Origin of the sequence: Agromyces mangrovi (assembly GCF_030296695.1) — a bacterium.
Taxonomy (GTDB): domain Bacteria; phylum Actinomycetota; class Actinomycetes; order Actinomycetales; family Microbacteriaceae; genus Agromyces; species Agromyces mangrovi.
Genome location: NZ_AP027737.1, coordinates 2,957,627 through 2,981,289 on the forward strand (window position 1 = coordinate 2,957,627; position 23,663 = coordinate 2,981,289).

Below are 23,663 nucleotides of genomic sequence, written 5' to 3' on the forward strand. Positions count from 1 at the left end.
CCGAGATTCCGCTGAATGTTCGTCGACGCGAGAGCACCTGCTCGACGCCCCGAAACAGGAGATAGCGCTGCTAGTACACGCTGTGAACCTGCTGGTTCCGACCGCTGCCGAAGATGGCGAGTTCCACGGTCCGTCGATCGCAGAGTTCTTCCCGCCCGGGTTCCTCTTCGAGGGAACGCCATTCGAGATCAACCGCATCATGCTCGTCCGCTTCATCGCGGTCGCGGCACTGATCCTGGTCTTCTGGCTCGGCACGCGCCGCATGCGCGTCGTGCCCGGCCGCTTCCAGTCGGTCGTCGAGATGGGCCTCGACTTCGTGCGCGTCAACGTCGCGGAGGACCTGCTCGGCAAGACCGACGGTCGTCGATTCCTGCCGCTGCTCACCACCATCTTCTTCATGGTGCTGTTCATGAACCTGACGGGCATCATCCCGTTCCTGAACATCGCCGGCACATCGGTCATCGGCGTGCCCCTCGTGCTCGCGATCGTCTCGTACGTGACGTTCATCTACGCCGGCATCAAGAAGAGCCCCAAGAACTTCTTCAAGAACTCGCTCTTCCCGGCGGGCGTGCCGTGGCCGGTGTACATCATCGTCACGCCGATCGAGCTCATCTCGACCTTCGTGATCCGCCCGGTGACGCTCACCCTGCGACTGCTCATGAACATGGTCGTCGGGCACCTGCTGCTCGTGCTGTTCTTCGCCGCGACGCAGTTCTTCATCTTCACGCTCGGCGGCTGGTACACCGCACTCGGTGTCGGCACGCTCGCGTTCGGCTTCGTCTTCACGGTGTTCGAGATCCTCGTCGCCGTGCTGCAGGCCTACGTCTTCGCACTCCTCACGGCCGTCTACATCCAGCTGGCCGTCGCCGAAGAGCACTGACCCCGGGCGCCCCCGCCCGTACGGAACCCTAGGAAAGGAAACCCCAACGTGGACGCAACCACCGTTCTCGCCGAGATCAACGGAAACATCGCGACCGTCGGCTACGGCCTGGCCGCCATCGGCCCGGCGATCGGCGTCGGCATCGTCGTCGGCAAGACGATCGAGGGCGTCGCCCGCCAGCCCGAGCTGGCCGGTCGTCTCCAGGTGCTGATGTGGATCGGTATCGCCTTCACCGAGGCGCTCGCCTTCATCGGCATCGCGACGTACTTCATCTTCGTCTGATCCGTCCCGCCGGCAATTAGGAGGCCACTGTGCTTCAGGCACTAGTCAGGGCTGCGGAGGAGTCTGCCGAGACGCAGAACCCGCTGCTCCCGGCGACGTACGACATCGTCTGGTCGGCGGTCTGCTTCGTCATCATCCTCGTCTTCTTCTGGTTCAACGTGCTCCCGCGCATGCAGAAGCTGCTCGACGAGCGCGCGGAGGCCATCGAGGGCAACATCGCCAAGGCCGACGAGGCGCAGCGCAAGGCCGAGGCCGCGCTCGAGCAGTACACCGCCCAGCTCGCCGAGGCGCGCGCCGAGGCGGGCAGCATCCGCGAGACCGCCCGTGAGGACGGCAAGAAGATCGTCGCGGAGGCGAAGGAGCAGGCGACCGCCGAGGCCGCGCGGGTCACCGCGTCGGCGCAGTCGCAGATCGAGGCCGAGCGCCAGGCGGCGCTCGTGTCGCTCCGCAGCGACGTCGGCACGCTCGCGATCGACCTCGCGTCGGGCGTGATCGGCGAGAGCCTCTCCGACGACGCGAAGGCCAGCGCGCTCGTGGACCGCTTCCTCGCGGACCTCGAGGCGTCGGAAGCCGCAGGGGAGAAGAAGTAGCCCATGGGCAGTGCCACGAGGAAGCGACCGCCGCCGCCAAGGCGGCGCTCGCCGCGCAGCGCACCGTCGACCTCCAGGTCGCGGAGGACCTGTTCGCGGCCGGCCGCGTCGTGGGGCGCTCCGCGCAGCTGCGGTCGGCGCTGACCGACCCGGACGCGGACGCCACCCGCACGCGCGCGCTCGTGCAGGGCGTGTTCGGCGGCCGGATCGGCGCGACCGCGCTCGAGCTGCTCGGCGGCATCGCCGTGAGCCGCTGGTCGAGCGGGGATGACCTGCTGCAGGGCATCGAGGAGCTCGGCCTGCGCGCCGCCGCGCGCTCGGCCGGTGCGACGCCGGTCGAGTCGGAGCTCTTCGAGTTCGGGCGCATCGTCACCTCGAACGCCGAGCTCGAGCTCGCGCTCGGCAGCAAGCTCAGCCCGACCGCGTCGAAGGTCGCCCTCGCCGACCGCCTGCTCACCGGCAACGCGTCGCCGCAGGCCGCGGCGATCGTGCGCCACCTGGTCGAGCAGCCGCGTGGCCGCCGCATCGGCGAGCTGCTCCGCGGCGCCGCATCGATCGTGGCCGACGAGCGCGGCTACGCGGTCGCGACCGTCACCTCGGCCGGCCCGCTCACCGCCGCACAGCTGCAGCGGCTCGAGCGCCAGCTCGCGAGCCAGTACGGCCGCGACGTCCGGTTCAACCTCGTGATCGACCCGTCCCTCGTCGGCGGACTCCGCATCCAGATCGGTGACGACGTCATCGACGGCAGCGTGTCCGCCCGCCTCACCGACCTGAGGCAGAAGCTCGCCGGCTGAGGCCGGCCCCACCCCGGCCGACCCAAGGCCCGACAGCGTCCCACCGGCACCGACCCGGTGCAGAAGAAGGAACAGACAAATGGCAGAACTCACCATCAGCCCAGATGAGATCCGTTCGGCTCTCTCCGAGTTCGTCTCGTCCTACGAGCCGAGCTCGGGCGAGAAGACCGAGGTCGGCTACGTCACGGATGCCGCGGACGGCATCGCCCACGTCGAGGGCCTGCCCTCGGCCATGGCGAACGAGCTCCTGCGCTTCGCCGACGGCACGCTCGGCCTCGCGCTGAACCTCGACGAGGACGAGATCGGCGTGGTCGTGCTCGGTGAGTTCGGCGGCATCGAGGAGGGCATGGAGGTGACCCGCACGGGCGAGGTCCTCTCCGTCCCGGTCGGCGACGGCTACCTCGGCCGCGTGGTGGACCCGCTGGGCGCGCCCATCGACGGCCTCGGCGAGATCGCCACCGAGGGTCGACGCGCCCTCGAGCTCCAGGCCCCGGGCGTCATGCAGCGCAAGAGCGTGCACGAGCCCATGCAGACCGGCATCAAGGCGATCGACGCCATGATCCCGATCGGCCGTGGCCAGCGCCAGCTGATCATCGGCGACCGCCAGACGGGCAAGACCGCCATCGCGATCGACACGATCATCAACCAGAAGGCGAACTGGGAGTCGGGCGACCCCACCAAGCAGGTGCGCTGCATCTACGTCGCGATCGGCCAGAAGGGCTCGACCATCGCCTCGGTGAAGGGCGCCCTCGAGGACGCCGGTGCGATGGAGTACACGACCATCGTCGCCGCTCCCGCATCCGACCCGGCGGGCTTCAAGTACCTCGCCCCCTACACCGGCTCGGCCATCGGCCAGCACTGGATGTACGGCGGCAAGCACGTGCTGATCATCTTCGACGACCTGTCGAAGCAGGCCGAGGCCTACCGCGCCGTGTCGCTGCTGCTGCGTCGCCCGCCGGGCCGCGAGGCGTACCCCGGTGACGTCTTCTACCTGCACTCGCGCCTGCTCGAGCGTTGCGCGAAGCTCTCGGACGAGCTCGGTGCCGGCTCGATGACCGGCCTGCCGATCATCGAGACGAAGGCGAACGACGTCTCGGCGTACATCCCGACCAACGTGATCTCGATCACCGACGGCCAGATCTTCCTCCAGTCCGACCTGTTCAACGCGAACCAGCGTCCCGCGGTCGACGTCGGCATCTCGGTGTCCCGAGTCGGCGGCGACGCCCAGGTCAAGTCGATCAAGAAGGTTTCGGGAACGCTCAAGCTCGAGCTCGCCCAGTACCGCTCGCTCGAGGCGTTCGCGATGTTCGCGTCCGACCTCGACGCGGCCAGCCGCCGCCAGCTCGCCCGCGGCGCGCGCCTGACCGAGCTGCTCAAGCAGCCGCAGTACTCGCCGTACCCCGTCGAGGAGCAGGTCGTCTCGATCTGGGCCGGCACGAACGGCAAGCTCGACGACGTCCCCGTCGAGGACGTGCTCCGGTTCGAGCGCGAGCTGCTCGACCACCTCGGTCGCAACACCGAGGTGCTCTCGACGCTGCGCGAGACCAACGTGCTCGACGACGACACCCTCGCGACCCTCGAGTCCGAGGTCGACAAGTTCAAGCTCGAGTTCCGCTCGGAGGAGGGCCACTCGCTGGTCGAGCCGGGCAGCGAGTCGCACGAGGCCGCCGACAAGTCCGAGGTCAACCAGGAGGAGATCGTCCGCGGCAAGCGCTGACGCGCTGCTCGACGATCCCCGCCACAGGACAGGACACACAGGAGACACATGGGAGCGCAACTCCGGGTCTACCGTCAGAAGATCAAGACGGCGCAGACGACGAAGAAGATCACCCGTGCCATGGAGCTGATCTCCGCCTCGCGCATCCAGAAGGCACTCGGCCGCGTGAAGGCGTCGACGCCGTACGCGCACGCCATCGGGCGCGCGGTGGCGGCGGTCGCCACGCACTCGAAGGTCGACCACGTGCTCACCACCGAGCCCGAGACGGTCAAGCGCGCCGCGGTCGTGATCTTCGCGTCCGACCGCGGGCTCGCCGGCGCCTTCAACTCGCAGGTGCTGCGCGAGGCCGACCGCCTCTCCGAGCTGCTGCGCAGCGAGGGCAAGGAGGTCGCGTACTTCCTCGTGGGCCGCAAGGCGGCCGGTTACTTCACGTTCCGCCGCCGCGCGTCGGAGCGGTCGTGGACCGGCAGCACCGACAACCCCGAGTACGAGCTCGCCAAGGAGATCTCCGACGCGGTGCTCGAGGCGTTCCTGCGCGACGCCGAGGACGGCGGCGTCGACGAGATCCACCTCGTCTTCAACCGCTTCGTCAGCATGATCACGCAGACGCCCGAGGTGCGACGCCTCCTGCCGATCCGCCTGGTCGACGAGGAGCCCGACGCGGGTCCGTCCACGGTGTACCCGCTCTACGAGTTCGAGCCCGACGCCGAGACGGTGCTCGACGCGCTGCTGCCCGTCTACCTCGAGAGCCGCATCTTCGCGACCCTGCTCGAGTCCGCCGCGGCCAAGCACGCCGCAACGCAGAAGGCGATGAAGTCGGCGAGCGACAACGCCGACAAGCTCATCCTCGACTACCAGCGACTGGCGAACAACGCGCGCCAGTCCGAGATCACCCAGCAGATCGCCGAGATCGTGGGCGGCGCAGACGCGCTGTCGTCGTCCAAGTAACACGCCACCAGAAGGAAGAGAATCCCATGACTGACACCGCTACCGCACCGGCTGCGGCCGCGCCTGTGGCCGGCGCCGTCGGCCGCATCGCCCGGGTCACGGGCCCGGTCGTCGACATCGAGTTCCCGCACGACTCGATCCCCGACATCTACAACGCGCTGAAGACCGAGATCGTCCTCGGCGACGAGACCCTCGTGCTCACGCTCGAGGTCGCGCAGCACCTGGGCGACGACCTCGTGCGCGCCATCGCGCTGAAGCCGACCGACGGCCTCGTCCGCGGCCAGGAGGTCACCGACACCGGCGCGCCGATCTCGGTGCCCGTCGGCGACGTCACCAAGGGCAAGGTCTTCAACGTCACCGGCGACGTGCTGAACGCCGAGCCCGGTGAGACCATCGAGGTCACCGAGCGCTGGCCGATCCACCGCAAGCCCCCGGCCTTCGACCAGCTCGAGTCGAAGACCCAGCTGTTCGAGACGGGCATCAAGGTCATCGACCTGCTGACCCCGTACGTGCAGGGTGGCAAGATCGGCCTCTTCGGCGGTGCGGGCGTCGGCAAGACGGTCCTCATCCAGGAGATGATCCAGCGTGTGGCGCAGGACCACGGTGGTGTCTCGGTGTTCGCCGGCGTCGGCGAGCGCACCCGTGAGGGCAACGACCTCATCCACGAGATGGACGAGGCGGGCGTCTTCGACAAGACCGCGCTCGTCTTCGGCCAGATGGACGAGCCGCCGGGGACCCGTCTCCGCGTCGCGCTGTCGGCCCTGACGATGGCGGAGTACTTCCGCGACGTGCAGAAGCAGGACGTGCTGCTGTTCATCGACAACATCTTCCGCTTCACGCAGGCGGGTTCCGAGGTGTCGACCCTGCTGGGCCGCATGCCGTCCGCGGTGGGCTACCAGCCGAACCTGGCCGACGAGATGGGCATCCTGCAGGAGCGCATCACCTCGACGCGCGGTCACTCGATCACCTCGCTGCAGGCGATCTACGTGCCGGCCGACGACTACACCGACCCGGCGCCCGCGACCACGTTCGCGCACCTCGACGCGACCACGGAGCTCTCCCGTGAAATCGCCTCGAAGGGCCTGTACCCGGCAGTCGACCCGCTGACCTCGACCAGCCGCATCCTCGACCCCCGCTACCTGGGCGAGGACCACTACCGCGTGGCCACGAGCGTCAAGGCGATCCTGCAGAAGAACAAGGAGCTCCAGGAGATCATCGCGATCCTCGGTGTCGACGAGCTCTCGGAGGAGGACAAGGTCACGGTCGCCCGTGCCCGCCGCATCCAGCAGTTCCTCTCGCAGAACACCTACATGGCGAAGAAGTTCACGGGCGTCGAGGGCTCGACCGTCCCGCTGAAGGACACCATCGAGTCGTTCGACGCGATCGTCCGCGGCGACTTCGACCACGTGGCCGAGCAGGCGTTCTTCAACGTGGGCCCGATCTCGGACGTCGAGGAGAACTGGGCGCGCATCCAGAAGGAGAACGGCTAGTCATGGCCGAACCGTTCCGAGTGCGCGTCGTCTCGGCCGACCGCGAGGTCTGGGCGAGCGACGACGCGACGATGGTGGTCGCGAAGACCGTCGAGGGCGAGATCGGCATCCTGCCCGGTCACGAGCCGATGCTCGCGATCCTCGCCAAGGGCGAGGTGCGCGTGACGGTCGCGGACGGCGAGCGCATCACCGCGCACGCCGACGAGGGCTTCCTCTCCGTCGAGGAGAACACGGTCCGCGTCGTCGCCTCGCGGGTCGAGCTCTCCTGACACGATGACGAATGCGGCCGAGGTGCCCGGGGAGCGCCAGTTCGACGAGCTCCGGGTGCCACGGCTCATCGCGATGGCGGGCCTGCCGGGCGCCGGCAAGTCCACGATCGCCGAGGTCCTCGGCGGGCGTCTGGGCGCGCCGGTGGTGTCGGTCGACCCGATCGAGTCGGCGATCCTGCGGGCGGGCATCTCCTCCGAGGAGCCGACCGGCCTCGCCGCGTACCTCGTCGCCGAGACGATCGCCGAGGGCGTGCTCGCATCGGGCCGCACGGTGATCGTCGACGCGGTAAACGCCGTCGAGGCGGCGCGCCTGCAGTGGCGCGACCTGGCCGCCCGGAGCGGTGTCGCGCTGCGCGTGATCGAGGTGGTCTGCTCCGACGCGGACCTGCACCGGGAGCGACTCGCGAAGCGCACGAGGAACCTCCCGCATCTCGACGAGGTGACCTGGCGGGCGGTCGAGCAGAGCGTCGACGGCTACCAGCCCTGGGGCGGGCCGGCCGCTGCGCTGCCGCGCGTGACGCTCGACACGGTCGATGCGCTCGGCGTGAACGTCGACCAGGCGTTCGCCTTCCTCGACGACTGATGCGAGTCGTCCTGCCGCCCTCCGAGACCAAGCGCGACGGAGGGCACGATCGGGCGCTCGACGTGTCGACGCTCGCCTTCCCGGAGCTGGGCGAGCGGCGCGATGCGGTGCTGGACGCGCTCGTCGCCCTGTCGGCCGACGAGGACGCGTCGGTGCGGGCGCTCAAGCTCGGGCGCACCCAGCTCGGCGAGATCGCGCGCAACGCCGCCCTGCGGACGGCGCCGACCATGCCGGCGATCGATCGCTACACGGGCGTGCTCTACGACGGGCTCGCGGCCGACGGATGGTCGGCGGAGGATCGGGCGTTCGCGCACGAGCATGTGCTCGTCCAGTCGGCGCTGTTCGGGCCGATCGCGGCGCTCGACGCCATTCCCGCGTACCGGCTGTCGCACGACTCCCGGGTCCCCGGGCTGCGGCTGCGTGCGCACTGGTCATCGGCCGCGGGTGCCGTGCTGGCGGAGTCGTCCGGACTGCTGATCGACCTCCGCTCGGAGGGCTACGCGGCGCTCGGACCGGTCGTCGCGTCGGCGAACGCCGCGTACGTGCGCGTGGTCACGGAGGACGGCGACGGCACGCGGCGCGCACTCGCGCACTTCAACAAGCAGGCGAAGGGCCACCTCGTGGCCGCGCTCGTGTCATCGCGCGCCCGGATCGACGACGTCGACGGACTGCTCGACTGGGGCGACGCGCATGGGCATCGCTTCGCGCGCACGACGCGCGTCGGGCCCGGCGGGGTCGCGGAGGTCGAACTGCTGGTGTGAGCCGGCGGCCCGGAAGCAGGCCGTCACGTGGTCGTCGACCATGCCGGTCGACTGCATGAGGGCGTAGACGGTGGTCGGCCCGACGAAGCGGAAGCCGCGCCGGCGCAGTTCACGGCTGAGCGCGGTCGACTCCGCGGTCGTCGCGGGGACCTCCGACATGCTCGACGGCCGGCGTCCGGGCTCAGGGGCGAAGCGCCACATGAGCTCGTCGAGTGGCCCTTCGAGCTCGAGCAGCGCACGGGCGTTGCCGATGGTTGCCTCGATCTTCGCGCGATTGCGGATGATGCCGGTGTCCGCGAGCAGGCGCTCGACGTCGTGGCCGTCCATCCGGGCGACGCGCTCGGGCTCGAAGCCGTGGAAGGCGGTGCGGAAACCCTCCCGACGCCGCAGGATCGTGATCCACGACAGCCCGGCCTGGAAGCCCTCCAGGCACAGCTTCTCGTAGAGCGCGCGCGGATCGCGCTGCGGCACGCCCCACTCCTCGTCGTGGTAGCGCCGGTACTCCTCGTCGCCGGTGGCCCAGCCGCAGCGGGCGACGCCGTCGGCGTCGACGGGTGCCGCCGACGGATCCGGGGCACCCGGGGCATCCGCGCCGCTCACGCGGCGAAGCCGATGCGCTCGTGGCCGAGCAGCCACATCTTCGTCGGCACGCCCTGTCCGCCGCTGTAGCCCGTGATGCGGCCGTCGGAGGCGAGCACCCGGTGGCAGCCGATGATGATGGGGACCGGGTTCGCGCCGACCGCGCCGCCGATGGCGCGCGCGGAGCCGGGCCGGCCGACGGCGGTCGCGAGGGCGCCGTAGGAGATGGCCTCGCCCCAGTCGAGGCGCCGGAGCTCGCGCCACACGTCGCGCTGGAACGGCGTGCCCCGCAGCTCGAGCGGGAGGTCGAACGCGATGCGCGCACCGGAGAAGTACTCGTCGAGCTGCCGTCGCGCCTCGGCGAGCACGGGCACCTCGGATTCGGGGAGTCCGTCGTGCGGGAGCGCGCCGTCGCATTCGATGGCGAGGGCGGTGATCGCGGTGTCGTTCGCGACGACCTCGATGCGGCCGACGGGGGAGTCGACCCGGATGACGTGGGTGGTGGTCATGCTCCGAGGCTAGTCGCGGCCGCCCACCCCGACCGGCGGGAATCGGACACGCCGTACCCGGTGCACGGGGAGGCGGTTGTGGAGGAGGGGACCGTGCCGGGGCGCGGCCTCCGGCCGCCCTAGGCTGGTGGCATGGAGTATCGCAGCCTCGGTGGATCAGGTCTTCGCGTCTCGGCGGTCGGCCTGGGCGGGAACAACTTCGGCCGCCAGGGCACGGCGACCGAGGACCAGGCGGGAACGGATGCGGTGATCGACGCCGCGCTCGACGCCGGCGTCACCCTGATCGACACGGCCGACATCTACGGCGGTGCCGGTCGCAGCGAGGAGCTGCTCGGGCAGTCACTCCGCGGTCGCCGCGACGAGGTCGTGCTCGCCACGAAGTTCGGGCACACGAAGGTCGACGTGGGTGTGCCGTCGTGGGGCGCGAAGGGGTCTCGCAGGTACGTGCGGCTCGCCGTCGAGGCTTCCCTCCGACGGCTGCAGACCGACTGGATCGACCTGTACCAGATCCACGAACCCGACCCGCTGACGCCGATCGCCGAGACCCTCGCGGCGCTGGACGAGCTCGTCGACGAGGGAAAGGTGCGCTACCTCGGCCACTCGAACCTCAGCGGCTGGCAGCTGGCCGAGGCCGAGCTGGTCGCGCGCGAGCTCGGCACCGACCGCTTCGTCTCGGCCCAGAACGAGTACAGCCTCCTGGCCCGCGACGCTGAGGCGGAGCTGCTGCCGGCCGCCCGCCACTTCGGCGTGGGCCTCCTGCCGTTCTTCCCCCTCGCGAACGGCCTGCTCACGGGCAAGTTCACCCGTTCGGGCGGGCCCGACGACTCCCGCATCATGCGCCAGCGGCCGCACCTTGTGGAGCAGGCGCCGTGGGATCGCCTCGACGCGTACGCGGCGTTCTGCGCCGAGCGCGACGTCACGATGCTCGACGCCACGATCGGGTGGATGCTCGCCGAGCCCGCCATGGGCAGCGTGATCGCGGGGGCGACGCGCCCCGAACAGGTGCGCCAGAATGCCGCCGCCGCGACCGCGTGGGCGCCGACGCCCGACGACGTGCGCGCCGTCTCGGAGATCTTCGCCTGACGGCTCCTCCACAGCGCCCGGCGCCGGTGCTGCGGCAGTGACGGTCGGATGCGGCCGCCATCGCACGCGCCGAGGCCGCGACGCTGTCGGCATGACCGAGCCCGACTTCCGCATCCGCCAGCCCCAGGATCTCCTCGCCGTCGCCGCCGAGCTCATCGGCTTCCGCCCCGAGCGCAGCGTCGTCTGCATCGCCACGCGCGGCGATCGCCGCACCGCCACGATGCGCTTCGACCTCCCGCCCGACGCCCGGCGACGAGCGGGCGAGGTCGCGGTGGCGCGGGCCCTCGACACCATGCTGCGTCGCGTCGGCGAGGCCCGGGCCGTCGTCGTCATCGTGTACGCACCGGAGACGTTCGCGTCGGAACGGGGCATCCCGCGTCCCACGCTCGGCCGGTCCGTGTTCGCGGCGCTCGACCGGGCGGGGCATCCGGTCGTCGACGTGCTCTGCGCGGCCGCCGACGGCTGGGGCAGCTACCTCGACGACGGATGCCCCAGGGAGGGGCGTCCGATCGACGCGATCGACGCGTCCCCGCTCGCCGAGCGGCAGACCGTGCGGTCGGCGTACACGGCCGGCACGCTCGCCGTGCCGCCGCACGTCGACCCGGGCTTCGCCGGCGCGGTGAGGCAGTCGTGCGATGCCGCGATCGCCGCGCTCCGCCACCCGCGCGGCGCGGCGTTCGGCCCCGCTGCGGAGGCCGACGACGCCGCGGCGTTCCCGGACCCGGTGACGATCGCGGAGGAGCTCGTCGGGTGGCGGCCCGACGAGGTCGACCCGGAGCGGCTGGGCCGGCTGCTGGCGGTGCTGCAGCTGCCCGTCCATCGCGACGTGGTGCTGCTCCAGATCGCGTTCGGACTCGAGGTGGGGCTCCTGGCAGCCGACCGGCAGGAGGTGCACGCGCTCCGCCAGCTCGTCAGCGGGCGCTCGATGGACGACCTGATCGCCGAGGAGCTCGCGCACGGGTCGCACGTCGACGACATCGAGCTGCACGAGCTGCTGGTCGGAGTGGGCGAACGCGTGCCCGACGCCGGCCGCATCGACGCAGCTGCCGAGGTGCTCCGCGTGGTCACGGCATGCGCCGAACCCGAGGACCGGGTCGACCCGTACTGCGTGCTGGCGTGGCTGGCGTGGGCTCGCGGACGAGGATCCCTCGCGGGCGCCTACCTCGACCGCGCGCGAGACATCGACCCCGCGCACGGCATGACCGAACTGCTCGGTGCGCTCATCGGTTCGGGGCGCGTGCCCGACTGGTCGTACCTCGAGCCCGACGACGACCTCGTGCGCTCGGCCTGAGCCGCGCGGTCGCGTGGACGCGCGCGGTCAGGCCCCGATCAGCGGACCGAGCAGCTTCGCCGCGACCGACGGCCGCCCGGTGACCCGTTCCTCGACGTCGCCGAGCCCGATGCCGGTGAGCCCGAGGTTGGCGCCCAGGAAGCGCAGCGGCTCGGGCTCCCAGCGGGGCGAACGGTGCCCGACCCAGGGCAACCGTGTCAGGTCGGTGTCGCGGCCGAGCACGAGGTCGGCGAGCGTGCGCCCGGCGAGGTTCGTGGTGCTGAGCCCGTCGCCGACGTACCCGCCCGCGAAGCCGACGCCGTTGGCGGGGTTGTACGAGGCCGACGCGTGCCAGTCGCGGGGCACGCCGAGCGGCCCGCCCCAGCGGTGCGTGATGCGGGCGTCGGCGGCTGCGGGCATCAGGTCGGCGAGCGCCTCGGCGAGGTGCGCGAACACCCGGTCGTCGCGATCGAACTCCGGCTTGACAGCGCTGCCCCAGTGGTAGCGGGCGCCGCGACCGCCGAACGCGATGCGGTCGTCGGCGGTGCGCTGCCCGTAGATCAGCAGGTGGCGGTAGTCGCTGAAGGTCTCGCCGTGCGCGAGCCCGATCTCGTCCCAGACCTCCGCCGGCAGCGGCTCGGTCGCGATCATGAGCGAGTACAGCGGCAGGATGCGGCGACCGACGTGCGGCAGCGCTGCGCCGTACCCCTCGGTCGCCACGAGCACGTGCCGGGCCCGGACGGTGCCGGTCGCCCCGTCCGAGGCTCGGAACCGCACGCGGCCGGGCTCCCAGTCGACGACCTCGGTGCGCTCGGCGATGCGGACGCCGCGCTCCTCGACCACGCGGGCGAGCCCACGGACGAGCTTGGCGGGCTGCACGCGCGCGCACGACGGGTCGAACACCGCCGCGTCCGCGCTGCCGCCCGACAGGCCGCTCACGCCGAACCGGTCGAGGCGGTCGCCCTCCCAGAGCTCGACGGGGTCGGTGCCGAAGCGTGCGGCCTCGGCGACGTCGGCCCGTGCGCTCCGCGCCTGCGCCTCGCCGCGGGCGAACACGACCGTGCCGCCGCGGACGAAGTCGCAGTCGATGCCCTCCGCGTCCGCGACGCGGCCGACCTCGTCGACCGTGTCGATCATCGCGTGTCGCATCGCGACGGCCGCCTCGCGGCCGTGCCGGCGCTCGAGCGCGGCGCTCGACTGCGGGAACAGCGCCGAGCACCAGCCGCCGTTGCGGCCGGAGGCCCCGAAGCCCGCGATCTCCCGCTCGACGACGACGATCGACAGGTCCGGGCGAAGCTGCGACAGGTAGTACGCCGACCAGAGCCCGGTGAGCCCGCCGCCGATCACGCACACGTCGGCGTCGAGGTCGCCCTCGAGGCTCGGCCGCGGCGTCAGGTCGTCGAGGCCCTGCTCGACGAGTGCGTCGAGCCAGAAGCTCACGCCGCGGTACGGCGCATCGCCGACCGCCGCGAACGCGTCCGCCATCAGAGCCGGTTGCCGGCCTCGGTGAGCACGCCGCGCAGGATCTGCCCGATCTCCGCGAACTCGCTCGGCCCGATGGTCAGCGGCGGCGCGAGCTGGATCACGGGGTCGCCGCGGTCGTCGGCACGGCAGTAGAGCCCGGCGTCGAACAGTGCCTTGGAGAGGAAGCCGCGCAGGAGGCGCTCCGACTCGTCCTCGTCGAAGGTCTCCTTGGTCGCCTTGTCCTTGACCAGCTCGATGCCGAAGAAGTACCCGTCGCCGCGCACGTCGCCGACGATCGGCAGGTCGAGCAGCTGCTCGAGCTCGGCGCGGAAGAGCGGGGAGTTCTCGCGTACGCGCTCGTTCAGGCCCTCCTCCTCGAAGATGTCGAGGTTCTCGAGCGCGACGGCGGCCGAGACCGGGTGCCCGGCGAACGTGTAGCCGTGGTAGAACGACGTGTCGCCGTGCTTGAACGGCTCGTAGATCTCCTCGCTCACGATGGTCGCGCCGATGGGGGAGTAGCCGCTCGTCATGGCCTTCGCGCAGGTGATCATGTCGGGCTGGTAGCCGTACTGCTCGCACGCGAACATCGAGCCCAGGCGCCCGAACGCGCAGATGACCTCATCGGAGACGAGCAGCACGTCGTGCTTGTCGCAGATCTCGCGCACGCGCTGGAAGTAGCCGGGCGGCGGCGGGAAGCATCCGCCCGAGTTCTGCACCGGCTCGAGGAAGACCGCGGCGACCGTCTCGGGGCCCTCGAACTCGATCATCTCCTCGATGCGGTTCGCGGCCCAGAGGCCGAACGCCTCGAGGTCGTCGCTCGGTCCGCCCATCTCGGCGGCGCGGTAGAAGTTGGTGTTCGGCACGCGGAAGCCGCCGGGGGTGACGGGCTCGAACATCTCCTTCATGGCGGGGATGCCCGTGATGGCGAGTGCGCCCTGGGGGTGCCGTGGTACGCCACCGAGCGCGAGATGACCTTGTGCTTGGTGGGGCGTCCCTTGAGCTTCCAGTAGTACTTCGCGAGCTTGAACGCCGTCTCGACTGCCTCGCCGCCGCCGGTGGAGAAGAAGACGCGGTTCAGCTCGCCGGGCGCGTAGTCGGCGAGCCGGTCGGCGAGCTCGATCGCCGACGGGTGCGCGTACGACCAGATCGGGAAGAAGGCGAGCTCCTCGGCCTGCTTGCGCGCGACCTCGGCGAGGCGGGCGCGGCCGTGCCCGGCGTTCACCACGAACAGGCCGGAGAGGCCGTCGATGTACCGCTTGCCCTGCGCGTCCCAGATGTGGTGTCCCTCACCACGGGTGATGATCGGGACGCCCTGCTCCATGGTCGACTGGCGCGAGAAGTGCATCCAGAGGTGGTCCTTCGCCTTCTGCTGCAGCGCGGCGACGTCGACATCGGCGACGGTACGGGTCATGGTGCTCATTTCCTATCGTGTTCCCCAGTTGTAGAACTGCTTGCGGAGCTTCAGGTAGACGAACGTCTCGGTGGTGAGGACGCCGTCGAGGTTGCGGATGCTGGTGTTCAGCAGCTCGATCAGCTCGTCGTCGTCCTCGCAGACGACCTCGGCGAGCAGGTCGAAGCTGCCCGCGGTCAGCACGACGTAGTCGATCTCGGGGATCTCGGCGAGCCGGTCGGCCAGCTCCCGGGTGTCGCCGGAGGCGCGGATGCCGATCATGGCCTGCCGGGTGAACCCGAGCTGCATGGGGTCGGTCACCGCGACGATCTGCATGACGCCCGCCTCGGTGAGCTTCTGCACCCGCTGGCGCACCGCGGCCTCGGAGAGTCCGACGGCCTTGCCGATGTCGGCGTACGAGCGACGGCCGTCGGCCTGCAGCTGCTCGATGATCTTCTTGGAGACCTCGTCGAGCAGCACCGGCCGGCCGCCGTGGTTGCGCCCCGCGTTCGTCATGCGTCGATTCTGTCAGTGACGGATGCCTCCGGCAAGCGATTCCGTCGTGATTTCACGAATCTGCAACGGATTCAATGGTGATTCCGGGTTTCGGATGCCGCGTTCGGCCGTTAGCATGGGCCGCACGCGATCCCGAGGAGGCCCTTCCATGTCCGTGCGTGAGCTGCGCAACTTCATCGGCGGCGAGTTCGTCGACGCCCGCGGCGACGGGGCGCTCGACCTCGTCGACCCCGCGACCGAGGACGTCTACGCGACGAGCCCGATCTCGACGGCCGCCGACATCGACGCCGCCTACGACGCCGCCTCGACGGCGTTCGCCGGGTGGGGCCAGACGACGCCCGCCGAGCGGCAGCTCGCGCTGTTCCGCATCGCGGACGCGATGGAGGCGCGGGCGGAGGAGTTCGCCGACCTCGAGTCGCAGGACACGGGCAAGCCGCGCGCGAGCCTCGTCGAGGACGAGATCCTGCTGTCGGTCGACCAGCTCCGCTTCTTCGCCGGCGCGGCGCGCAACCTCGAGGGCCGCGCGGGTGCCGAGTACATGCCCGACCACACCTCGTTCATCCGCCGCGAGCCGATCGGCGTCATCGGGCAGGTCACCCCCTGGAACTACCCGCTCAACATGGCGGTCTGGAAGGTCGCGCCCGCCATCGCCGCGGGCAACGCCATCGTGCTGAAGCCGTCCGACACGACGCCGCTCGCGACGCTCCTGCTCGCGGAGGTCGCGGCCGAGTTCCTCCCGGCCGGCGTGCTGAACGTCGTCACCGGCGACCGGGGCACGGGCGCTGCGCTGCTGCAGCATCCGACGCCCCAGATGGTGGCCATCACCGGTTCGGTGCGCGCCGGCATGGAGGTCGCCCGCGAAGCGGCATCCGACCTCAAGCGCGTGCACCTCGAGCTCGGCGGCAAGGCCCCCGTGGTGGTGTTCGACGACGCCGACATCCCCGCCGCGGTCGAGGGCATCGCCGCGGCCGGCTACTTCAACGCCGGCCAGGACTGCACGGCCGCGACCCGCGTCCTCGTGCAGGCGGGCATCCACGACGAGTTCGTCGCCGCGCTGGCCGAGCACGCACGGGTCAACGCCCGCACCGGCGCGCCGCGCGAGGACGGCGTGTACTACGGCCCGGTCAACAACGCGAACCAGCTCGCCCAGGTCTCGGGCTTCATCGAGCGCCTGCCCGACCACGCCGACATCGCGCTCGGCGGGCGGCGCCAGGGCGACCGCGGCTACTACTGGGAGGCCACCGTCGTGTCGGGCCTGCGCCAGGACGACGAGGCGATCCAGCGCGAGATCTTCGGCCCGGTCATCACCGTCCAGAAGTTCACCGACGAGGCGCAGGCGCTCGAGTGGGCGAACGGCGTGCAGTACGGGCTCGCGTCGAGCGTCTGGACGAAGGACCACGGCCGCGCGATGCGGTTCGCCAAGCACCTCGACTTCGGCTGCGTGTGGATCAACACGCACATCCCGATCGTCGCCGAGATGCCGCACGGCGGGTTCAAGCACTCCGGCTACGGCAAGGACCTCTCGCAGTACGGCTTCGAGGACTACACGCGCGTCAAGCACGTCATGAGCTACATCGGCGCCTGAGCCGTTCCGGCGCCGGTCGGTGACAGACTGGGGTGATGGGCGAGTCGCGGGTCTTCACCGGCACCGCCGACGGGCTCCCGGACTGGGACGTCGTCGTCGGGCGCGTGTTCGTCGCCGCCGTCGCCGCGCCCGCGGACGATCGCACGCTCGCTGGCCTGCGGCGGCTCGCCGACGACCCGGGTGCGCTGGTCGAGGAACTGGTCGGCGCGCTGCCGACGGGTGCTGCGGATGCCGCGGGCTTCGCGCTCGTGCGCTTCGACGACGACGGTGCCGGGCCGCGCCGCGCGACCGTCGTCGTGCGCGGCGACGCGGCGGTCGACCTGCGCTCGCCCGGCGGCAGCCGCCGGTTCGACGACCGCGGCATCCGGCCGTTCCACCTCGCCGAGTTCGGCGACGTCACGAGCCTCGTGATCCGCTCGTCGTCCGCCGGCCTCGACGGACCGCGCGACGGCGAGCCGGTGGGCGGACCGGGCGCGACGGCGCGTGCGTCGATCATCGGCTGGGCGTGCGATGCCGCGCACGCGGCGGCCGACGTCGACGAGGAGACCCGTGCGCGCCGCGCGCCGACGACCGACACGCAGCTCGTCCTGCCCATCCCCGCGCCGCCGGCGCCCGACACCCCCGCGGGCGGCATCGAACCGGTCGTGCCGGCGCGCACGTCCGCCACGGCGTTCCGCATCGGCGACGGGGCATCCGAGCCCCTCGACGGCCCCGTCTATGTCGGCCGCCGCCCGAGTCCGCCGCGCATCCCGAGCGGGGACGCGCCCCGGCTCTACGCGGTGCCGGCCGCGCTGCCGGCCGTGTCGTCGACGCACGTGGAGCTCCGCCCCGTCGGCCGCACCGTCGTGGTCACCGACCTGCACTCGCGCAACGGCACCACCGTGATCGGCGCGGCGGGTGCCAGGCGGCGGCTCCGCGGCGGCGAGTCGGTCGTCGTGGGCGCCGGGTCGCGCCTCGACATCGGCGGTACAGTGGTCGAGATCCTCGCAGTCGCGGAGGACCGAGTCCGCGAGCCCCTCACCGACGAAGGACCAGGCACGTGACGCAGATCGGACACGGCAACCCCGGAACGACGGTGACCCTGCCGAACGGCACCGAGGTCACCCTCGCCTGGGCCGCGCTGACCGACACCGGCCTGCGCCGGGAGGTCAACGAGGACTCGTTCGTCGCCCGCCCGCCGGTGTTCGCCGTCGCGGACGGCATGGGCGGCCACGCGGCCGGCGACTTCGCGAGCGCGGCCGTCGTCACCCGGCTCGCCGAGCACGGCGGGCGCAGCACGGTGCTGCCCGCCGAGATCGGGCGTTCGCTGACCGCCGCGGTCGGCGACATGGAGCGCAGCATCGGCGTCACCGACGAGGGGAGCGGCACCACCGTCACGGGCGTCGCGCTGATGACCGACGAGGGCGCGCCCGCCTGGTCCGTGTTCAACATCGGGGACTCGCGGGTCTACCGCCTCCTCGAGGGCGAGCTCGAGCAGCTCACGGTCGACCACTCGATCGTGCAGGAGCTCGTCGACGCCGGGCACATCACGCAGGAGGAGGCGGAGGTGCACCCGCACAGCAACGTGATCACGCGTGCGGTCGGCTTCCACGAGACTCCCGTGCCCGACTACCGCACGGTGCCGCTCGTCGAGGGCATGCGGCTGCTCGCCTGCTCCGACGGGCTCACGAAGGAGCTCACCCCGTACGGCATCCGGCACTTCCTGCTCGGCTCGCCGAAGCCCGAGGCGGCGGCGCGGGCGCTGATGGACGCGGCGCTGGGCAACGGCGGACGCGACAACGTCACGGTCGTCGTGCTCGACGTGCTCCGCATCCGTGCCGGCGAGCCCGGCGAGTCGTCCCCGGACGCGGGCTGACCGAGGCATCCACCGCCCGTCGTCGCGAGCCGTTCCGCGGCGGCAGGCGACCCTAGAATGGGTGCGGAACCCGCCGGAGGCACGCCGGTGACGCCGGCGGCGGCGGGGACCGAGGAGGTCGCGTGACCAGGCGCCTGCCCTCGACGCCGCCGACGATCCCGGGATTCGCGTTCGTCCGCGTGCTCGGCACGGGCGGCTTCGCCGACGTGTTCCTCTACGAGCAGCAGCTGCCGAAGCGCCCCGTCGCCGTGAAGGTGCTGCTCGCCGAGGTCGTCAACGAGCAGCTGCGGCGCATGTTCCGCGCCGAGGCCAACCTGATGGCGCGGCTGAGCTCGCACCCCGCCGTGCTCACGGTCTACGCCGCGAGCGTCGCCGCCGACGGCCGGCCCTACCTCGTCATGGAGTACTGCTCGTCCGCGATGGCCCAGCGCTACCGCGCCGACCCGCTGCCCGTCGCCGAGGCGCTCGAGGTGGGCATCCGCATCGGCTCCGCGATCGAGAGCGCGCACCGCGAGGGCGTGCTGCACCGCGACATCAAGCCGTCGAACATCCTGATGACCGCCTTCGGGCACCCCGTGCTGAGCGATTTCGGCATCGCGGCGACGCGCGGGGAGGCCGACGACGACGAGTCGATCGGCGTCTCGGTGCCGTGGTCGGCGCCCGAGGTGCTCGCCGACGAGGACGGCGGCAGCGTCGCCTCCGAGGTGTGGTCGCTCGGAGCGACCGTCTACTCGCTGCTCGCTGGCCGTTCGCCGTTCGAGGTGCCGGGCGGAGACAACTCCGCCTACGAGCTCGTCCAGCGCATCTCCGCGGCGTCGCCGGCCCCGATCGGCCGCGCCGACGTGCCCGACGCGCTCGAGGCGGTGCTGCGCCGCTCGATGTCGCGCAGGCCCGCCGACCGGCAGGCGAGCGTCGAGGAGCTGCTGCGCGAGCTGCAGGAGGTCGAGGCCGAGCTCGAGCTGCCGCAGACGCCGATCGAGGCGCGCATGGACGAGTGGGCGCAGGCCACCGCGATCGACGTCGACGACCGCACCGCGCTGCGCGCGCCGGGCGAGGCCGTCGCGGCGGCGACCGCAGCCGCCCGACGCGGCTCCCGGCGGCGGCGCGCCGCGTGGTGGACGGTCGGCGGCGTGCTCGCCGCGGGCGCCGCGGCGGCGATCGCGGCGGTGCTCCTCGTGCCACGCCCGCCCGCCCAGACCGAGATCCCGCAGGTGACCGACGTGCGCGCATCGGTCGACGACGGCACCGTCGTGTTCCGCTGGGACGACCCGGGCGTGACCGACGACGACGCCTACGTCGTCACGGTCGACGGACGGCCGTCGAGCATGCAGGTCGCGACCGAGTACCGGCTCGACGCCGGTGAGCAGTCGGTCGTGTGCGCCACCGTCACGGTCACGCGCGCGGGCCGCGTGGGCGACCCGAGCGCCGAGCGGTGCGTGGAGGTCCTCCCGGAGCCGACTCCGTGATCGCCGACTGGTTCCGCGCGCACCGCTCCGGCGTGCTCACGGCGGCGGCGAGCACGGCGACCGTCGCGCTCGTGGCGGGCGTCGCGCTCGCGAGCGGCGGCTACAGGTCGCAGCGCGTCGACCTCGGCGACGCGTCCGTCTGGGTGGCCAACGGCGGCCTCGAGTCGGTCGGGCGCCTCAACACCGCCGTGCGCGAGCTCGACACCGCCGTCGAGACCGGGGTCGCGGCGCCCGAGCTCGTCCAGCGCGGCGGGACCGTGCTGGTCGTCGACGCCGAGCGCGCGAACCTCGACGTGCTCGACCCGGCGACCGCGACGATCGCCGGGAGCGTCGCGATCCCGCCCGTGCGACCAGAGGTGTCGCTCGCGGGCGAGCGGGTCGTCATCGCCTCGGACGGCGACGTCTGGTCGACGCCGATCGACGAGTTCGCCGAGTTCGACAGCCAGCGCGACCCCGATCTCACGTTCGGCGCCGGCACCGTCACCGCCACCGACGCCGACGGCATGCTGGTCGCGTTCACGCCGTCGACCGCCCGCGTCGCACGCATCGACGCGAGCGGCGGGACGGCGGTCGAGGGCACCTGGCAGGTCGCGGGCGACGTGCCGGCCGACGCGGACTGGTCGGTCACGACGGTCGGCGGCCACTGGGCGCTGCTCGACGCCACGAACGGGGTGCTGCACGTCGAGGGCGGCGCGGTCCCGCTCGGTGGGCTCGTGGCCGCGGGCGGCGGGGTCGTGCTCCAGGAGCCGGCCGTGTCGGGCGACGCGGTGCTCGTCGCCCACCGCGGCGGGCTGCTCTCGGTGCCGTTCGACGCGGGCGAACCCGTCGTGCTGGTCGAGGGGCGGTCGGGGAGCCCGCCGCGCCCGTGGCATCCGACGACTGCAGCTTCGCGGCCTGGGCGGATGCCTCGGGCTGGACGTCGTGCGGGCCGGCCGATGCCGTGCTCGAGGGCGGCGCGACGACCGGCCTCGCCTTCCGCAGCAACGGCGACGCACTCGTGCTCAACGACGCCGGCTCGGGCCGCTCGTGGTCGGTGCGCGACGGCTGGGCGCTCGTCGACGACTGGGACGCGCTCGTGCGCGTGGAGACCGACGAGCGCGTGGTCGAGGAGAACGATCCGTCCACGCCGCCCACGCTCGAGCGCGTGCAGGTGCCCCCGGTCGCGGTGGACGACGAGTTCGGCGCCCGGCCGCTGCGCACGACGATCCTGCCGGTGCTGCTGAACGACTACGACGCCAACGGCGACGTGCTGTCGATCGCGTCGGTGGGCGCCGTGCCGGACGACGTCGAGGTCGACCTGGTGAGCAACGACCAGCAGCTCCAGGTGACGCTGCCGGGCGACGCGGCGGGCACGATCGCGCTCGACTACACGATCGACGACGGCCGCGGCGGCAGCGCGTCCGCGGTCGTGCGCATCACCGTGCGCGGCGACGACGAGAACGCGCCGCCCGTGCAGGCGCGCGGCGCGTCGGCCGTCGTGGAGGCAGGCGGGCGGGTCGCCACCGACGTGCTGGCCGACTGGTACGACCCCGACGGCGACCCCTTCTACCTGTCCGGCGCGTCGACGGCCGAGCCCGACGCGGCGACGTTCACGCCGGGTGGCGAGGTCGTGTTCACCGAGCGCGGCGGGCGCGGTCCGGTCCGCACCGTGGGGCTGTCGGTGTCCGACGGCCGGGCGATCGGCGCCGGCACCCTGACGGTGGCGGTGCGCGCGCCCGGCTCGGTGCCGCTCGTGGCCGAGCCGTTCGCCGTGCTCGCCGCGGCGGGGAGGAGCGCACCATCTCGCCGCTCCAGCACGTACGCGGCGGCAGCGGCTCGCCGCGGCTCACGGCCGTGCCCCAGAAGCCCGACGTGGAGCTGGTGCCGGACTTCGATCGCGGCACCTTCCGGTTCACGAGCGACGCGGTGGGCACGCACTACCTCGAGTACACGGTGGCCGACGGCGACCAGACCGCGGTCGGCGTGGTCCGGGTCGACGTCGCGGCGCCGCCCGACGCGGACACCACCCCCGTGACCGTGCCGCACACCGCCTTCCTGCGCGTCGGCAAGCCCGCCGACGTCGACGTGCTCGCGACCGACATCGACCCGACCGGCGGGGTGCTCGTCATCACGGGCGCGGACGACGACACCCCGGGCCTGCGGGTCGAGGTGATCGAGCACCGGGTGCTGCGCGTGACCCTCACGGACCCGCTCGAGGACGGCACTGCCGACTTCGACTACACGGTGAGCAACGGCCGGGCGGAGGCGACCGGCACCGTGCGGGTCATCGGCATCCCCGATCCCGAGCTCGTCCAGGCCCCCGTGGCGAACGACGACACGGTCTCGGTGCGCGTCGGCGACGTCATCGACATCCCGGTGCTCGTGAACGACCGGCACCCCGACGACGAGCCGATCGCGCTGGCCGCCGAGCTGGTCGAGCCGCCGGCCGACGGCGAGGGGCTCCTGTTCTCGTCCGGCGACGTGCTGCGCTTCCTGGCGCCCGAGCGGCCGGGCACGGTCAGCGCCGTCTACCGGGTCGAGGCGCCCGACGGGCAGTTCGACACCGCGACCGTGCGGATCGCCGTCAACGACGTCGACGCCGACGACAACGCGGCGCCCGTGCCGCGCGTGGTCGACTCCCGCGTGCTCGCGGGGGAGACGGTGCGCATCCGCATCCCGCTCGTCGGCATCGATCCCGAGGGTGACTCGGTGCAGCTGATCGGACAGGAGACCCCGCCCGAGCGGGGCATCGTGGTGCGCACGGGCGTCGACTGGATCGAGTATCAGGCCGGCGAGTACTCGGCGGGCACCGACACGTTCCGCTACGCGGTGGTCGACGCGCTGGGCGCGCGGGCGACGGGCACCGTGCGCGTCGGCATCGCCCCGCGGCTCGACGGGGTGCGCGCGCCGATCGCGGTGGAGGACGAGGTGCGGGCGCGACCGGGCGGCGAGATCGCGGTGCGCGTGCTCGACAACGACTCCGATCCCGACGGCGGGCCGCTCACGATCGTCGACGTGGAGCTCACGAACGGGTCGGCCGAGGCGACCGTCGACGGCGACGTCGTGCGCGTCGCGGTGCCGAACGCCGAGGGGCGGCACACGTTCGTGTACACGATCCGCAACGAGGGCCAGGCGATCGACTCGAACTTCCTCGTCGTCGAGGTGAGCGCCGAGGCGCCGCTGGCACGGCCCGAGGCCGGCGACACGGTGCTCTCGCTCTCCGACATCCTCGACCGGTCCTGGGTCGACGTCGACGTGCGCGAGAACGTCTTCTTCGCCGACGGCCCGTCGGAGCTGCTCGGGGTGTCGCTCGTGCCCGGCTGGGAGTCGGGCGCCGTGGTGCGCAGCGACGGGACGATCCGCGTCACGCTCGCAGACCGGCAGCAGATCATCCCGTTCCGCGTGGTGCACCCCGACGACCCGGAGCTCGACGCCTACGCCTTCATCCGCGTGCCCGGCTTCGAGGACGCCCTCCCGCAGCTGCGCCTGGACGCCCCGCCGATCATCGTGCAGAGCGAGCAGGAGGTGCTCATCGAGATCAACGAGCACGTGGTCGCGGTCGGCGGGCGCCCCGTGCGGATCACCGACGAGGCGACCGTGCGCGCGTCGAACGGCGACGGCGGCGAGCTCGTGGTCGACGCCGACACCGTGCG

General features: G+C 72.1%; 20 protein-coding genes and 4 pseudogenes. 19 read left to right on the forward strand and 5 right to left on the reverse strand.

Annotated features, from left to right (window positions below; all coding sequences use genetic code 11):
• Positions 1-82: 82 nt before the first annotated feature.
• The 10 genes and pseudogenes from atpB to QUE38_RS14110 all read left to right on the forward strand — a co-directional run bounded on the left by atpB (position 83) and on the right by QUE38_RS14110 (position 8,314).
• A complete protein-coding gene (atpB, locus tag QUE38_RS14065) occupies positions 83-880 on the forward strand; it encodes a F0F1 ATP synthase subunit A (protein WP_286308886.1) in 798 nt (265 codons plus the stop codon).
• Positions 881-928: 48 nt separating this feature from the next.
• Positions 929-1,162: an ATP synthase F0 subunit C gene (gene atpE, locus QUE38_RS14070; protein ID WP_022888426.1), complete on the forward strand. Its 234-nt coding sequence runs from the start codon at positions 929-931 to the stop codon at positions 1,160-1,162.
• Between the two features lie 29 nt (positions 1,163-1,191).
• A complete protein-coding gene (locus tag QUE38_RS14075) occupies positions 1,192-1,752 on the forward strand; it encodes a F0F1 ATP synthase subunit B (protein ID WP_286308888.1) in 561 nt (186 codons plus the stop codon).
• A 3-nt stretch (positions 1,753-1,755) separates the two neighbouring features.
• A pseudogene (locus QUE38_RS14080) lies at positions 1,756-2,546 on the forward strand (F0F1 ATP synthase subunit delta).
• Between the two features lie 79 nt (positions 2,547-2,625).
• Positions 2,626-4,263, forward strand: coding sequence for a F0F1 ATP synthase subunit alpha (atpA, locus tag QUE38_RS14085; protein WP_286308889.1), 1,638 nt, complete (start codon positions 2,626-2,628; stop codon positions 4,261-4,263).
• A gap of 48 nt (positions 4,264-4,311) precedes the next feature.
• A complete protein-coding gene (locus tag QUE38_RS14090) occupies positions 4,312-5,211 on the forward strand; it encodes a F0F1 ATP synthase subunit gamma (RefSeq protein WP_286308890.1) in 900 nt (299 codons plus the stop codon).
• 26 nt (positions 5,212-5,237) lie between these two features.
• Positions 5,238-6,701 (forward strand): F0F1 ATP synthase subunit beta, encoded by a 1,464-nt coding sequence (gene atpD, locus QUE38_RS14095; RefSeq protein WP_281881980.1) that lies wholly within the window; start codon positions 5,238-5,240, stop codon positions 6,699-6,701.
• A gap of 2 nt (positions 6,702-6,703) precedes the next feature.
• A complete protein-coding gene (locus tag QUE38_RS14100; RefSeq protein WP_286308893.1) occupies positions 6,704-6,970 on the forward strand; it encodes a F0F1 ATP synthase subunit epsilon in 267 nt (88 codons plus the stop codon).
• Positions 6,971-6,974: 4 nt separating this feature from the next.
• Positions 6,975-7,553 carry an AAA family ATPase gene (locus QUE38_RS14105; protein WP_286308894.1) on the forward strand — a complete coding sequence of 193 codons (579 nt, stop codon included), beginning with the start codon at positions 6,975-6,977 and terminating at the stop codon, positions 7,551-7,553.
• Positions 7,553-8,314: a YaaA family protein gene (locus QUE38_RS14110; RefSeq protein ID WP_286308895.1), complete on the forward strand. Its 762-nt coding sequence runs from the start codon at positions 7,553-7,555 to the stop codon at positions 8,312-8,314. The genes QUE38_RS14105 and QUE38_RS14110 overlap by 1 nt, the downstream gene beginning before the upstream one ends.
• Before the next feature lie 3 nt (positions 8,315-8,317).
• Here QUE38_RS14110 and QUE38_RS14115 read toward each other — a convergent pair.
• Both QUE38_RS14115 and QUE38_RS14120 read right to left on the reverse strand, forming a co-directional pair.
• A pseudogene (locus tag QUE38_RS14115) lies at positions 8,318-8,914 on the reverse strand (DNA-3-methyladenine glycosylase I); the annotation flags it as partial.
• Complete coding sequence (locus QUE38_RS14120) at positions 8,911-9,402, reverse strand: methylated-DNA--[protein]-cysteine S-methyltransferase (RefSeq protein WP_286308896.1); 492 nt, start codon at positions 9,400-9,402, stop codon at positions 8,911-8,913. The pseudogene QUE38_RS14115 and the gene QUE38_RS14120, both read right to left, overlap by 4 nt.
• A gap of 132 nt (positions 9,403-9,534) precedes the next feature.
• Here QUE38_RS14120 and QUE38_RS14125 point away from each other — a divergent pair, with 132 nt between their 5' ends.
• Both QUE38_RS14125 and QUE38_RS14130 read left to right on the forward strand, forming a co-directional pair.
• Positions 9,535-10,485: an aldo/keto reductase gene (locus QUE38_RS14125; RefSeq protein WP_286308897.1), complete on the forward strand. Its 951-nt coding sequence runs from the start codon at positions 9,535-9,537 to the stop codon at positions 10,483-10,485.
• A gap of 91 nt (positions 10,486-10,576) precedes the next feature.
• Positions 10,577-11,776, forward strand: coding sequence for a DUF4192 family protein (locus tag QUE38_RS14130; protein WP_286308898.1), 1,200 nt, complete (start codon positions 10,577-10,579; stop codon positions 11,774-11,776).
• A gap of 27 nt (positions 11,777-11,803) precedes the next feature.
• Here the strand turns inward: QUE38_RS14130 and QUE38_RS14135 are convergent, their stop codons facing one another.
• From QUE38_RS14135 to QUE38_RS14145, 3 genes and pseudogenes are all read right to left on the reverse strand, one after another.
• Complete coding sequence (locus QUE38_RS14135) at positions 11,804-13,240, reverse strand: NAD(P)/FAD-dependent oxidoreductase (protein WP_286308899.1); 1,437 nt, start codon at positions 13,238-13,240, stop codon at positions 11,804-11,806.
• Positions 13,240-14,630: pseudogene (locus QUE38_RS14140) on the reverse strand (aspartate aminotransferase family protein). The gene QUE38_RS14135 and the pseudogene QUE38_RS14140 overlap by 1 nt, the downstream one beginning before the upstream one ends.
• 12 nt (positions 14,631-14,642) lie before the next feature.
• The gene (locus QUE38_RS14145) at positions 14,643-15,125 is read right to left on the reverse strand and encodes an Lrp/AsnC family transcriptional regulator (protein WP_286308900.1); all 483 of its coding nucleotides are present in this window, start codon (positions 15,123-15,125) and stop codon (positions 14,643-14,645) included.
• A 148-nt stretch (positions 15,126-15,273) separates the two neighbouring features.
• Here QUE38_RS14145 and QUE38_RS14150 point away from each other — a divergent pair, with 148 nt between their 5' ends.
• From QUE38_RS14150 to QUE38_RS14180, 7 genes and pseudogenes are all read left to right on the forward strand, one after another.
• On the forward strand, positions 15,274-16,710 hold the full coding sequence (locus tag QUE38_RS14150) for a gamma-aminobutyraldehyde dehydrogenase (protein WP_286308901.1): 1,437 nt from the start codon (positions 15,274-15,276) through the stop codon (positions 16,708-16,710).
• Positions 16,711-17,555: 845 nt separating this feature from the next.
• Positions 17,556-17,753: a hypothetical protein gene (locus tag QUE38_RS17865; protein WP_433996976.1), complete on the forward strand. Its 198-nt coding sequence runs from the start codon at positions 17,556-17,558 to the stop codon at positions 17,751-17,753.
• Positions 17,750-18,565 (forward strand): PP2C family protein-serine/threonine phosphatase, encoded by an 816-nt coding sequence (locus tag QUE38_RS14160; RefSeq protein WP_286308904.1) that lies wholly within the window; start codon positions 17,750-17,752, stop codon positions 18,563-18,565. Before QUE38_RS17865 ends, QUE38_RS14160 begins: the two co-directional genes overlap by 4 nt.
• A 122-nt stretch (positions 18,566-18,687) precedes the next feature.
• Positions 18,688-20,031: a serine/threonine-protein kinase gene (locus QUE38_RS14165; RefSeq protein WP_286308905.1), complete on the forward strand. Its 1,344-nt coding sequence runs from the start codon at positions 18,688-18,690 to the stop codon at positions 20,029-20,031.
• The gene (locus QUE38_RS14170; RefSeq protein ID WP_286308906.1) at positions 20,028-21,254 is read left to right on the forward strand and encodes a hypothetical protein; all 1,227 of its coding nucleotides are present in this window, start codon (positions 20,028-20,030) and stop codon (positions 21,252-21,254) included. Before QUE38_RS14165 ends, QUE38_RS14170 begins: the two co-directional genes overlap by 4 nt.
• Positions 21,176-22,045, forward strand: coding sequence for an Ig-like domain-containing protein (locus QUE38_RS14175; protein WP_286308907.1), 870 nt, complete (start codon positions 21,176-21,178; stop codon positions 22,043-22,045). Before QUE38_RS14170 ends, QUE38_RS14175 begins: the two co-directional genes overlap by 79 nt.
• Before the next feature lie 50 nt (positions 22,046-22,095).
• Positions 22,096-23,094 (forward strand): annotated as a pseudogene (locus QUE38_RS14180) (Ig-like domain-containing protein); the annotation flags it as partial.
• Between the last annotated feature and the right edge of the window lie 569 nt (positions 23,095-23,663).